Annotated in this window: 9 protein-coding genes; 2 read left to right on the top strand and 7 right to left on the bottom strand. The window is 41.5% G+C overall.

Going from position 1 to position 13313, the window contains the following annotated elements; translation table 11 throughout:
* Nucleotides 1-221: 221 nt before the first annotated feature.
* The 4 genes from G1O98_RS05985 to G1O98_RS05970 form a co-directional block, all read right to left on the bottom strand.
* Nucleotides 222-3968, bottom strand: coding sequence for a CARDB domain-containing protein (locus G1O98_RS05985; RefSeq protein ID WP_243458350.1), 3747 nt, complete (start codon nucleotides 3966-3968; stop codon nucleotides 222-224).
* 276 nt (nucleotides 3969-4244) lie between these two features.
* Nucleotides 4245-6947, bottom strand: a complete 2703-nt coding sequence (locus tag G1O98_RS05980; RefSeq protein ID WP_163927730.1) for a type I secretion system permease/ATPase — start codon at nucleotides 6945-6947, stop codon at nucleotides 4245-4247.
* Entirely contained in the window at nucleotides 6896-7678 is a 783-nt protein-coding gene (locus G1O98_RS05975) for a peptidylprolyl isomerase (protein ID WP_163927729.1), read from the bottom strand. Before G1O98_RS05975 ends, G1O98_RS05980 begins: the two co-directional genes overlap by 52 nt.
* Nucleotides 7679-8092: 414 nt before the next feature.
* A complete protein-coding gene (locus G1O98_RS05970; protein WP_163927728.1) occupies nucleotides 8093-8890 on the bottom strand; it encodes a TIGR00297 family protein in 798 nt (265 codons plus the stop codon).
* A gap of 604 nt (nucleotides 8891-9494) precedes the next feature.
* Here G1O98_RS05970 and G1O98_RS05965 point away from each other — a divergent pair.
* Entirely contained in the window at nucleotides 9495-9926 is a 432-nt protein-coding gene (locus tag G1O98_RS05965) for a VOC family protein (RefSeq protein WP_163927727.1), read from the top strand.
* A gap of 79 nt (nucleotides 9927-10005) precedes the next feature.
* Here the strand turns inward: G1O98_RS05965 and G1O98_RS05960 are convergent, their stop codons facing one another.
* Nucleotides 10006-10638 carry a triacylglycerol lipase gene (locus G1O98_RS05960; RefSeq protein ID WP_163927758.1) on the bottom strand — a complete coding sequence of 211 codons (633 nt, stop codon included), beginning with the start codon at nucleotides 10636-10638 and terminating at the stop codon, nucleotides 10006-10008.
* A gap of 400 nt (nucleotides 10639-11038) precedes the next feature.
* Here G1O98_RS05960 and G1O98_RS05955 point away from each other — a divergent pair, with 400 nt between their 5' ends.
* The gene (locus G1O98_RS05955) at nucleotides 11039-11503 is read left to right on the top strand and encodes a hypothetical protein (RefSeq protein WP_163927726.1); all 465 of its coding nucleotides are present in this window, start codon (nucleotides 11039-11041) and stop codon (nucleotides 11501-11503) included.
* Between the two features lie 30 nt (nucleotides 11504-11533).
* Here the strand turns inward: G1O98_RS05955 and G1O98_RS05950 are convergent, their stop codons facing one another.
* Both G1O98_RS05950 and asnS read right to left on the bottom strand, forming a co-directional pair.
* The gene (locus G1O98_RS05950; RefSeq protein ID WP_163927725.1) at nucleotides 11534-11662 is read right to left on the bottom strand and encodes a hypothetical protein; all 129 of its coding nucleotides are present in this window, start codon (nucleotides 11660-11662) and stop codon (nucleotides 11534-11536) included.
* Between the two features lie 258 nt (nucleotides 11663-11920).
* Nucleotides 11921-13312, bottom strand: coding sequence for an asparagine--tRNA ligase (gene asnS, locus G1O98_RS05945; protein ID WP_163927724.1), 1392 nt, complete (start codon nucleotides 13310-13312; stop codon nucleotides 11921-11923).
* Nucleotide 13313 lies beyond the last annotated feature (1 nt).

Below are 13313 nucleotides of genomic sequence, written 5' to 3'. Positions count from 1 at the left end.
CGTGTGAATAAGCCGTATTGTTAATAATTACTATGAAATTTAATAATAAAATGCTAATTCTATTACCAAAAAAGTATTATGAGAATCATGCTTTTTGTTAATAGCTATTTAGAATACACTTAATTATCAAAAAAGCGGCAGAATGAGTGGCATGTGCTGCTCATTCTGCCGCTTATAGAAATTGCATTTTACCTTTGATAAACGACACTTAAGGGATTATTCTATGCCAAGCTATTTGCTGCTGTCGTTGTGACAATCTGACGCACTTGGGCATCAGTTAGACCTTTCTTAGCACTGAGCATCAAAGCTATTACCCCAGCAACGTGAGGAGTCGCCATAGACGTTCCCCTTTGAAAACCATACTTGTTACCCGGAAGTGTTGAATAAATACCAATTCCTAGATCCGCATCACCTTCAAAGTATGCTCCAGGAGCTGTAACATAAGCGAGTGGAGTTGTTCCACTACGGTGAGAGAAGTTGGTAAGTGTGCGATCGTAAAACACTGCTCCAACCGCAAGTCCCCACTGGGTAGCATAGCGGGCGGGATAGTCTGGTTCTGATTTACCATCATTACCTGCTGCCATGACGGTAATTGCTCCTTTGCTGGCAGCATATTGAATAGCTGACTGTATCTCAGTGTTCGCAGAACCACCTAAGCTGAGGTTAATGACATTAGCTCCGTTATTGACTGCATAACGAATACCATTTGCGATCGCACTATTAGTTCCTTGACCATTGCTATTCATAACTTTCATCGGCATAATCTTGGCATTATAGGCAATACCAGTGACACCGAAGTTATTTTTTACGCCAGCAATAGTGCCAGCAACATGAGTACCATGACCGTTATCGTCTAATGGATTATTGTTGTTGCTGACGAAGTTCCAGCCGTTGACATCATCAATGTAACCATTGCCATCATCATCTTTGCCGTTGCCAGCGATTTCCTTGATATTCTTCCAGATATTAGCGCTCAAATCTGAGTGATTGTAATCTACTCCACTATCTATCACAGCGACGATCACACCTTGACCAGTGTATCCCTTTGCCCAAACTTCCGGTGCTTTAATTGCATCGGCTCCCCAATTATCACCACCCAAGTTAGGGACATCAGCAAACGTACTCTGACCTAAAGCTTTCGCTACTGCGGCTGCGGCATTAATTAAGCCATAGCCAGTAGTTGAGTTAAATGCGCCACCATTGACAGGATTTAAGGTAATTGGTGTGGTGATGTAAACGCTGTTGTTACCTTCGTTGCTTTCAATGACATTTCCTCGCCCATCGGCTTTAAATATCAGGTAGTATTTACCAGCACTAATAGTAGGAGCAAGGGTAATAGATGTGGAGCGAGAAGTAACGGCAGAAGGTGTCAGAGTAGAACTACCCTCAATTTCTGTACCTAAGCTGATATCATCATCGTTACCAAATGTTGTATCTCGTGAAAGATAAAAACTTGTCTTACTCCCTCCAGCACTGCCATTACCTTGGTTTTTAAGTTGATAATTAACTAGGAGTGTAGTACCAATAGCAGCACTACTAGCAGATGTAGCATTTTGGATGACCAAATCTGGTGCAGTAATTGCGATCGCTTTGGCAACGATGTTGTTATTTTCATTGCTTTCTCTCAATGACCCAAAACCATCAGCTTGGTATAGGAAATAGTAACTACCGGGAGTGATAGTGCTGGAAAGGTATAGGGATGCAGACTCGGAAATTACAGCAGAGGGAGCAATGTCAGAGATACCGATAATATCCGAACCGACTGAAATGTCCTCACTACTGAGGCTGGTATCTTTAGAAAGATAAAAGCGTGTGGTGTTAACACCAGCTTTACCATTACCTTGATTTTTCACCTGATAGCTTAGTTGGATTGTTGTACCAATGTTGGCGCTAGCGGGAGCCGAAGGATTTTGTATTAATAAGTCTGGTGCCGCAATCGTAATTGCTTTGGCCGTAACGTTGTTGTTTTCATTACTTTCAAAAATCTCGCCATTGCCATCGGCTTGTAATAGCAGGTAGTAATTTCCAAAAGTCATATTACTGCTGAGTATTAAAGAGTAAGACTCTGAACTATATTTACTAGCGCCCAATCCAGAGTATAAGTAGCTTCGGGAATAGCTTAAGTATGTGTCATCGCTGCTCAAGGTCGCATCTTTAGAAAGATAAAACTTCGTTGTACTAGAACCAGCACTGGCAGTACCTTGATTGACTAGTTGATAATTGACAGTGATTAAGCTACCGGGGTTAACAAGACTAGGAGCCGAAATATTTTGTATTACCAGGTCTGGTTTAGGGCCATTAATAGCGATCGCTTTGCTGACAATATTATTAGTTTCGTTACTTTCGCCAACATTGCCATTAGCATCGGCTTTATACAACAAATAATAGTTACCTGCGGCGATCGCATTGTTGATGATCAGCAATGCTGTCTCTGAGCTAGTAGCACCTGCGGCAACAGTGTTAACGGCATCTGAGCCGAGCAACACATCATCATTACTAAAAGCATTATCCTTGGATATATAAAACTTGGTGGTAGTTGCAACAGCACCACCAACACCTTGGTTTTTCACCTGATAGCTCAGTTGAATGGTACTACCAACGGCTGTTGTACTGGGAGCTACAGCGTTTTGTATTATTAAGTCTGCTTGGGTAATAGCGATCGCTTTGCTAGCAAAGTTATTGGTTTCATTGCTCTCAACTGCATTTCCTGCACCATCAGCTTGATAGAGCAAGTAATAATTACCTGTAGCGATCGCATTATTAATGATCAGCGATGCAGTCTCTGAGCTAGTAGCACCTGCGGCAATAGCGTTAACGGCATCGGAGCCTAACAATACATCATCATTACTAAAAGCATTATCCTTGGATAAATAAAACTTGGTGGTAGTTGCAACAGCACCACCAACACCTTGATTTTTCACCTGATAGCTTAGTTGAATAGTGCTACCAACTGATGCTGTACTAGGGGCTGAGGTATTTTGAACTATCAAGTCTGATTTTTGAGTTGGAGTAATGGTGATTACTCCGGCAATACCGTTGTTAGTTTCATTGCTTTCAGCAACATTCCCATCACCATCGGCGATGTATGCTAAGTAATAATTCCCAGCAGTGATGTTACTGCTAAAACTGAGTGTGGTTGACTCGGAACTATAACTACCCGCAGCAATGCCGCTAACGTAGTCATAGCCCAAGTACACATCTTCGTTTCCGATATTTAAATCTTGGGAGAGGTAAAACTTGGTGTTACTAGCAACAGCACTGGCATTGCCTTGGTTTTTGATTTGATAGTTTAGTTGAATGCTACTTCCAGCCGCCGCCGAACTGGGATTTGAGGTATTTTGTACTATCAGGTCTGGTTTAGTAATATTAATTACGTTAGCAACAGCGTTGTTGTTTTCGTTGCTTTCGGCAACATAGTTATAGCCATCGGCTTGATACACCAAATAATAGCTACCTGCGGCGACGCTATTGCCGATGGTGAGTGTGGTTGACTCTGACCGATAGTAACCAGATAAGATGTTATCAACGTAGTCATCACCTAAAAATATATCTTCACTCCCTAAAGAGAGATCCTGAGACAGATAAAACTTGGTATAGCTATAACCAGCACTGGCATTGCCTTGGTTTTCAATTTCATAGCTCAGTTGAATGGTACTGCCAGCTGCGGCAGAACTGGGAGTTGAAACGGTACGTGCTATCAAATCTGGCTGAACAGCAGCAATCGCTTGAGTAGAATTTCCGTTGCTTAGACTACTCTTCTTGGCATAATTGTTTTTACCTCCGAAAGCGTCGATTTCCGTAGAAGTATAACTACTGCGATCGCTCGATCTAAAACTATTTACACCACTCAGACTGAAGCTAGAGTCATTATTCTGATTATCAAAACTATTAGATTTTTTTGATGATAAAAGGCTGGCTTTTATACCAGAATTTTCATTAATAGAGTTAGAGTCTTTGGTAAAAAACATTAGTAGTTTCACCTCGTATATTCAAGTAAATTTGCACCAAGAAAAGTACTCAAATCCTTGATATATAAGGGAATGAGCCGGAAAATATTTCTTTGTAAGACAGGTGCTACAAATACACTTAACTATAAAATTACGTAATTAGCAAGTAAGATTACAGTTTTCTGCATACTTAAGCAATTTAAAAGGCGAATGAAGTATAACTCCATTCGCCAAAGACTATATTTAAGCTGCTTTTCAGGAATCAAATAAGCACAAGTTAACAGCTTGTTAAAGCTACTAAATGTTTGCTTGCTGCCGTTGATATAGTGACCAATACAAACCCTTTTGTTGTAATAACTCTGAGTGAGTACCACGTTCGGCAATCACGCCTTGTTCTAATACCAAAATCAAATCAGCGCGTTTGAGAGGGGCAAAGCGGTGAGCAATCAGAAACACAGTGCGGTTAGCGGAAACTTTTTGCAGGTTTTGTAGTACTTGTTGTTCGGTTTCACTATCCAAAGCACTGGTAGCTTCATCCAAAACTAAAATCGGCGCTTGGGAAAGAAATAACCTTGCAAGGGCAATACGTTGTCTTTGTCCGCCAGATAAAGCTGTACCGCGTTCACCCACATTGGTTTCGTAACCGTAGGGTAATTGACTGATGAAGTCGTGTGCTACTGCTAGTCTTGCCGCCTCTACCACTTGTTCTGCGGTAATGTCGGGAGTACCGAGAGTGATATTTTCCAAAATGGAACCGTTGAATAAAAAGTCTTCTTGGAGAACTACACTAACTTGTTGCCGTAGTGAGGCTAAATCGGCACTTTTTATATCAAAACCATCAATGAGGATGCGTCCTGATTCAATTTGATAGAGGCGTTGCAATAGTTTAGACAAGGTACTTTTACCAGAACCGCTACGTCCGACAATGCCAACAAATTGCCCTGGTTCAGCATTGAAAGAGATTCCCCGCAGAATTGCTTCAAAGTTCGGTCGGTAGCGGAAAAATACTTGCTCGAAGGTGACTTGTCCTTTCAGAGGTGGTAACACTAGACCAGTTCCTAGTTCAGCTTCTGGGGAGACGTTGAGAATATCACCAATGCGATCTACAGAAAGTAGCACTTGTTGGAGGGTTTGCCATAACTGTACTAAACGCAAAAGTGGACCCGTGACTCTGCCAGATAGCATTTGAAAGGCAACTAGTTGTCCAATTGTGAGCTTTTGTTCAATGACTAATTTGGCTCCAAACCAGAGAATCAGCATGGTGGAAAAATTGGTGAGGAAGTCACCAATGTTGCTGCTGATATTGGAGGTGGTAGAGGCTTTAAAACCTGTGCGGATGAAGCGAGCAAATAAGCCTTCCCAGCGATCGCGGGCTACTGGTTCTGCTGCATGGGCTTTAACGGAATGAATCCCCGTGATTGTCTCTACTAGAAAGGATTGACTATCGGCACTCCGGTTAAAAGTTTCGTTGAGCCAGTTACGCAGAATTGGTGTTGCAACTATCGTCAAAGTTGCAAACAGTGGCAGTACTGCTAAAGCCACAAAGGTGAGTGGGACGTTGTAGTAAAACATCAATGCTAGGTACACCACAGCAAAGATGCTATCCAGAATCACAGTTAATGCTGTACCTGTGAGAAACTGACGAATTTGTTCGAGTTCCTGGACTCGTGCTACTGTGTCTCCGACGCGCCGCGACTCAAAATAAGCCAAAGGCAGGCGCATCAGATGGCGAAATAGCTGTGCTGATAAACTTAAATCCAGACGACGGGCTGTATGAGTAAAGATGAATAGGCGCAGAATGCCAAGTACGGACTCAAATATGGCTACACAAAGAAGTGCGATCGCCATAACATCAAGAGTCGGCAAACTCCCCTGCACCATCACTTTATCAATAACTACTTGCGTAATTAGTGGTGTTGTTAACCCCAAAAGCTGCAAGGTAAAAGATGCTAATAATACTTCTGTTAGTAATCCCTTATACTTCCAAACTGCTGGGGTAAACCAACTGAGATTAAATGTTTCTTGTTTAGATATCAGTTCTACTTGCCACAATCGTCCATCCCACGATGCCTCAACGATTGATTGCGGTAAGCTTTCACAAATGCGATCGGGATTTAGAGGGTTAGCGATAATTAAGCGATCGCCCTTAACTCCATAAGCTACCACCCAGGATGGACTCTGGGGTGAGTCAGAATTCCACAATAGTAAAACTGGAAATGACAGTTGTCGCAACTCACCCCAACTCACTTGTAACCGCCGCAACACTAACCCTAACTTTTCTCCTGCTTCCACAACCTGTTTTGGGCGTTGTCCTCTGAGTTGACGTTGCACCCATTCCAGTTGCACAGAGTTTTCTAGCTGTTGCGCCACCATTGTTAAACAAGCAGCCGCAGTGTTCCAGCTAGCAACAAATGGATAATTTGAGATGATTAAATTCGCGGCTGGGAGTCGTTTTTGGGGTTGGAGGCTGTGAGGGCTGGAAGTTCCATCTGAGACTGATCTTACTGAAGGAGTGGAAGAGAAGGAAAATGTTTCTCTTTCTCCCTCCATATCCACTGGTAAGACTTGCCAAAATTCCTGAATTTGTGGGTTAGAAAATTCTGTCCACAGGGCTGTATCCCAACACACTACTACTACTTCTTTGCTAGCAGCTACAGCTTTAAAATCCGCAGACAACTTTTGTAAATCACCAAACCAATCCCCCACTTCTAGGGCTGCCAAAGGTTTGCCAACTCCCTCTTCTCGTAAGCGAACTTTTCCAGCCACAATTAAGAATTGGTAACGACCCACATCGTTAGACCAAATTTTTTCTCCCAAACGATACTGACGAGTTTGACACTCATTTTCCAATTGGGATTGTTGTTCGGGAGTCAGCCAGCATAGCGGCGGCTGATTCCAAGGCAAAGAAGCTAGCACTTTTAATCGTAAAGATTCATTATCCAGAATTTTTAACTCACTTGTAGCTTGACTGTCAGTTTTTGAATTTTCTCTGCTAGCCATTTCTCAAATAACTCATTTTGTAGTGCTTGCTTGAGTTGAGTATCTTCTAAAGACGCTGGCAGAAATTGTTCTACTCGAAACAAACCATAAGGTCCTTCTCCTTGGGGAGAGTCTTTGCCAACGATTTCTATTGGTCCTATTAATTGTCCAGGACTTGCCACATCAATAGCTGCCCGTAATATATCCGGCATACTTCCTCGGCTGACTATTCCCATCATGCCGTTCACAATTCGGTCATCTGAAAGTGAATACTCTTTAGCTAGTTGCTCAAAACTACCTCCTTCTTCAATTTGGGTTTGTAGTTCGTCTGCCAATTCTCGATTATTAACAACTATCCGAGAAAGTACCACCCGATCCAAAAAGATTTTGCGTTCAATAAAATATTCTTGGATTTTTGGTTCCGTGACTACAGCTTTCAGCTTTTCTAACTTGTAACCAAAAGTAACTGATGTGTGAAATGCGGCGTAATCTGTGTTATTGGTTTTTAACCATTCTTGAAAACTTTGGGGGTCAGTCAGTTGATTTTTCAGTCTAAAGTCAATAATGGACTGTTCGGTTATTGCTGTACCAATTTCAATATCGTCTCGTGTTCGGATTTCTTGCTCAATTACGTGCTGGCGGAGAATATCCCCAATGAACTGCCCCAATTTTCCAGAGGCTTGCAGGTATTTTACAGCTTCCTCAATAGAAATTATTTGGTCATTAATTGTCAAAAATGATAAAGATTCCATGAATTAATTATGTGAAAATGGTTAAACACTTATAGGACTTTTAAATTAAATCATATAGAGATCATCTGGTCGTTGATGAATAACAATGATAAAGATTCCATGAACTAATTACATCTAAACAGTCAAAAAATTATATAGCTACTCAATACAATAATTTTTTCCATGATTATGTTTACAGTCTAGCGGGGACAAAACAGGATTGAAAATTTCAGAGGTAGTGCAGTAGTAAAGCAGATTGCTTATTTCCTACCACTGTCCCTCATGAGTATTGGGTATTGAGTGCTGTTAGCAGTAGCGGGGCGTTTAGACCTTTCTTAGTGCTGAGTGGAGAATCTCACTTCTTTATTCAGAACTCGCACAAGAGGAACCGTTTCGTTTTACCTAATGCCCAATTCCCAATTCCCAATGCTCGATCTACTTAATGATATTTATCCATGTCCAGGAAAGTAGCACAGCCGCGATCGCACCGATTAATGTATTAAAAATATTTACTACCTCATTGGTCAGCCAGGTATACTTAGATTGCAATGTTGCCCCAATCACACTTTCTAAGTTAGTGGCAATAAATGCTGCCAGTACACACCAAGCGACTCCTAATAGATCGATTAAACCAACTCCCCAACCAACAAATGCGATCGCTACAGAAGCCACAATACCAGCTAAAGTCCCCTCCAAGCTGACCGCTCCTTCTGTACCGCGAGTCACCGGTTTGAGTGTGGTAATTAGAAAGGTGCTTTTACCATACGCTTTACCAACTTCACTTGCAGTAGTGTCAGCCAGTTTGGTACTGAAACTTGCTACATAACCTAGTAATAATAGAGACTGGAGATTGGGAACTAAAGATTGGGAACTAGGTACAAGAAATCCCGAATTTATTATCCCTACTCCCAAGGCACACAGCGCCCCGGTCAAAGCTGAACCCCAGACATTCTCCGGGCCCCTTGCCCCAGAACGCTTTTCGGCAATTCCTTCAGCCTCTTTCTGCGCCATACCGATGCGGGTAACACCAGAACCAACCAGAAAATAGAACATTACTACTGTATATCCTTGCCAGCCTAGAGTTACCCAAATTAGGATGGCCAGAAACCACGCATGAAATGATCCAGCAGGCGTAAGTAGCTTTTTCGGGGCAATCCAAGCTAAACCCAATAGAATTGTGTTTAATACTACTGCCACCAACCAGGGATTAACAGAATCAATTAAGGATGACATCAGCAATTAATCATGAGTAATTTTGTCTTAACATGAACAGAATAACGAATTTGTCATGCTTAGTGCTTAGTTCCTGAAACCTCTCCAGTTAAAGTAATATGTTTGTATTGTTAACTAAATTGCATCCCATCACCCTCAAAGCTGAGTGTAAAACTACAAACAACGTTTTACATATAGACTGCAATATTTATTAAAGGAGGTCGATTAAACAAAATGCAAAAATTTTGTTTAGTTGAGTGGACTCTTCTAGTAACTGATCCAAAGCACTTTATTATGGTGCATTAAGTTTTCAACACACCATCTATCATAAAGTTGTCAGCTTGGAAATCTCCGTTACTGAGTGTCGGCCCAGGCAAACATAAATTAGTATACCTGCACAAGATAAAGGAGTCACCTAAAGAATTAAGTGTAAATTATGTAAATATAGGGCGAAGTCTTTAGCCACAAGTTGCAGTGACTGAATGGTACTCAGTTCCTAGTTTTAGTTATAAAGATCAAGGATATAAATTATTGTCAGCTAAAACTGTGTTCAAGTTGACGACAATCAAAACTTAACAGAATAAATTATAGATAGCATCAACTACTAATATCTTTTCCAAAAGCTATGAGCCAAACTTTATTCCATCTTGCTTTCCCTGTGAGTGACATTGCCCAAACAAAAGCATATTACGTGGATGGATTGGGCTGTATTCCTGGTCGTGAAAACCATCATGCGCTGATTCTAAATCTCTATGGTCATCAACTAGTAGCTCACGTAACAAAAGAACCCTTAATACCACAACACAGTATATATCCCAGACACTTTGGACTAATTTTTACCCAAGAACGTGACTGGCAAGACTTACTAGAAAGGGCACAACAACAACAGCTACTTTTTCGCGAAGAAACCAAAAATCGCTTTGTCGGTTCTCTTCTTGAACATCGCACTTTCTTTTTAGAAGATCCTTTTTATAACCTTATGGAATTCAAGTACTATCGTCACCCAGAAGCGATTTTTGGGAGTTACGAACATACGCAAATTGGGGATAGAACTTAAGTAATTCGTAATTCGTAATTCGTAATTCGTAATTCGTAATTAAAGATGAATAGATTCAGGGTGGTAAGTATCTTGGCTACTAATTGGATGCTTTTTTCAGGAAGGGCAGCTTAATAGGCTTTGTTAAAGCTGCTTTTACTGCTGCTAAACTCCTTGGATCTGTTAGCATCCAAGGGTGTAGGGCAACTGGTACTATTACTTCGCTTCCTACGGGCATTTGTGAACTATTCGCTGGGACAATCATCAAATCATAAGGTGTCCAGATCGAAGTAAAATCTAATTGCTCCAATATTACAGCATCAGAATTTAAATCCTTGAGAAAAATGCTGTCGGGGCGCATTTGCACGCAACCAGGACGCTGGGAACCATAAGCAACCACAGTTCCATTATGGGGTGAAGAGATCGTAATAAATCTCTGAATACGGTTAATTCCTCCCAGTCGCTGGATATAGTAACGGCTGACAATCCCTCCCATGCTGAAGCCTACTAAATCTAGCCCTTGTTCTGGTGCAAAGGTGGCTGTAACATAATCGGTTAGCTGCCCTGCCAATTCATCAAGACCCACATCACCATTATTAGGAAACAGATCAAGAGAATATACAGGCCACCCCTGCAATCCTAAGTAACCTGCCATTTTATGAAAAACTGCCCCCGTATCGTCAATGCCGTGTACCAATAACACAGGATTGCGCTGCTGATTTTCAGTATTCATCTCTAAAATCTGGCTGAATGAAGTCTGTACAAAATGTAACTGAGTGCCGTTGCTATCTGCCAACAATCTATGACACTCCTCCCACTGGTTAAAAGTAAACTGCTTGCTTTTTTCCAATCAATAATTTTCAAACGAAGAAGTGTTAATTTTTATAAAGCTTGCTTTCAGAATCTTGCTCTTAGTTACAGTAAAATTTAATAATTAGTTCTCGGTGTATGAAGGTCGCAAGTGCTTGCATAAAGAACATTTGCCCTATAGTTTTACTACAATGTTGATTAAGCACAAATCTATAAGGGTTGTCACCAGAACGAGTTGACACCAAAGCAGAAAATGTTACATTTTTTCGTAATTTTTAACAATTACGGTCGAGTTCCAAATATACAAGGCAGGAGTAATTGTAATGGATTTTATCAAAAAGTTAATTTCAGGGATTCTCGGTTTCGTGACTGGGATTCTTGGTTTCGTGACTGGGTTGTTACCTGGTAAAAAACAAAGCAATGGTTACTTTTTAGAACTGGACGAAGCAACCAGTCAACCGAAACCAGCACCATCAAACGGTAAAAAGGCTGCGGCACCAGCAGTATCTCCGGCTGCAAAGAGTCCTGAACCTCAAACTGCTAAAGCAACCACAACTGCGACAAAGACCAAAGTAGAAGCATCTCAGAATGGTAAAGCTGTCAAAGCTGAACCCGCTAAAGCAGCCGCCACCGTTAGCCCAAAAACACCTGCTGAAACCACCTTTGCACCTAAATATCTTGCTCCTTCGACTACTAGCTCTAATGGTCGTCGCCGTCCAGGTGCGAATATGAGTGCTTACCTAGACATGGCACGTCAGGTTAAAACGCCTAACACGTCTAACAATTGATAGAGAGGCGAAATTGCCCGTCTCTACAAGTTAAATGTAAATCCGCAAAGTTAATATAACTTTGCCAGTTGTAGATGGAGGAACTCTCCAAACTAGGAGCGATCGCTTAATTTTCTCCACTACAACTTCACCTTTTACAGTAGAGGCTTTTTCATCCAATAACTACTCTCCCTAAAATTCTGGTCTTTTGCCGGATTTTACCAATTGTTTGGTCTTGTAGGTTGATGATAAATGTTTTTAACTGGATTTTTGTTGAGCCCCAAAATTTAAAAACCTGGCGATTATAAATCAATACGGTTCTAAGTGCTACTTGTACAAAATCGTGGGTTTTGAGACGCGATAAATCCACGTCTCTACAAGTATTTTGGTTTTATCGGAACTGTATTGGATTATAAATGGCCAGGCTTACAATTTAAACTAAAATTCAGCACTTTGTGGTGTACGCGGAAAAGGAATCACATCGCGGATATTTCCCATACCCGTCATAAATTGCACGAGTCGTTCAAAACCCAGGCCGAAACCAGCGTGGGGAACAGTTCCATAACGACGTAAATCAAGATACCACCACAAATCTTCTGGCTTTAATCCTTGCGCTAACACGCGGCGTTCTAAAACCTCTAGGCGTTCTTCACGTTGGGAGCCACCGACAATCTCGCCAATTTTGGGTGCGAGAATATCCATTGCGCGGACGGTTTTTTCATCGTCGTTCAAGCGCATATAAAAAGCTTTGATTTGCGCTGGATAATCTGTAACAATTACTGGCTTTTTAAACTGTTGTTCAGCTAGGTAGCGTTCGTGTTCTGATTGTAAATCTAAACCCCAACTCACAGGATATTCAAATTTAACATCAGCTTTTTCTAAAACTTTGATGGCTTCTGTATAAGTTAAGCGTTCAAACTGATTATTAATAATATTTTCGGCTGTCGCCAACACAGATTTATCAATGCGTTCATTGAAAAATTCCATATCTTCTGGGCAGGTTTCTAACACATATTTAAAAATGTGTTTGAGAAACGCCTCAGCCAAATCCATATCGCCTTCTAAGTCACAAAAAGCCATTTCTGGCTCAACCATCCAAAATTCTGCTAGGTGGCGCGAGGTGTTGGAATTTTCTGCACGGAAGGTAGGGCCAAAGGTGTAGACGTTACTAAACGCCATTGCCATGACTTCCGCTTCCAACTGGCCGCTAACTGTTAAATATGTGGGTTTCGCAAAAAAGTCTTGGCTGTAATCTACTGCTTGGTTTTCTGTGCGGGGAATATTCTTTAAATCTAAACTGGTAACGCTAAACAGTTCACCTGCGCCTTCACAATCGCTAGCGGTGATGATAGGGGTGTGTACCCATAAAAAGCCTCTTTCTTGGAAAAATTGGTGAATTGCTGCCGAACAAGCATTTCTGACGCGGAAAACTGCACCAAAAGAATTAGTCCGCGATCGCAAATGTCCAATGGTTCGCAGAAACTCAAAGGAATGACGTTTCTTTTGCAGGGGATATGTATCGGGATCAGCTTCGCCGTAAACTTTCACAGACTCGGCTTTTAACTCAATCCGTTGTCCTTTACCAAGGGAAGCCACCAGTACCCCTGTAGCCTCAACAGCAGCACCCGTATTCAATTTTTTCAATATAGCTTCGTAATCCAGCAAATCCTGATTAATGACGACTTGCAAATTAGCTAGTGATGAGCCGTCATTGACTTCAATAAAAGCAAACCCTTTGGACTCGCGCTTCGTCCGCACCCAGCCTTGCACTTGGAGGGACTCATCAGGTTGGCCACTTCGCAATATTTCTGCAATCCGTCGATTTACCATA

This window comes from Nostoc sp. UIC 10630 (assembly GCF_010747425.1).
In the GTDB taxonomy this organism is placed as follows: Bacteria; Cyanobacteriota; Cyanobacteriia; order Cyanobacteriales; family Nostocaceae; genus Nostoc.
This window is presented reverse-complemented; position numbering and strand designations above follow the sequence as displayed.

Coding starts and splice junctions, on each gene's coding strand:
- G1O98_RS05980 (WP_163927730.1), bottom strand. CDS start 6,947: ATGGCTAGCAGAGAAAATTCAAAAACTGACAGTCAAGCTACAAGTGAG.
- G1O98_RS05975 (WP_163927729.1), bottom strand. CDS start 7,678: ATGGAATCTTTATCATTTTTGACAATTAATGACCAAATAATTTCTATT.
- G1O98_RS05960 (WP_163927758.1), bottom strand. CDS start 10,638: ATGAATACTGAAAATCAGCAGCGCAATCCTGTGTTATTGGTACACGGC.
- G1O98_RS05970 (WP_163927728.1), bottom strand. CDS start 8,890: ATGTCATCCTTAATTGATTCTGTTAATCCCTGGTTGGTGGCAGTAGTA.
- G1O98_RS05955 (WP_163927726.1), top strand. CDS start 11,039: ATGGATTTTATCAAAAAGTTAATTTCAGGGATTCTCGGTTTCGTGACT.
- G1O98_RS05985 (WP_243458350.1), bottom strand. CDS start 3,968: ATGTTTTTTACCAAAGACTCTAACTCTATTAATGAAAATTCTGGTATA.
- G1O98_RS05965 (WP_163927727.1), top strand. CDS start 9,495: ATGAGCCAAACTTTATTCCATCTTGCTTTCCCTGTGAGTGACATTGCC.
- asnS (WP_163927724.1), bottom strand. CDS start 13,312: ATGGTAAATCGACGGATTGCAGAAATATTGCGAAGTGGCCAACCTGAT.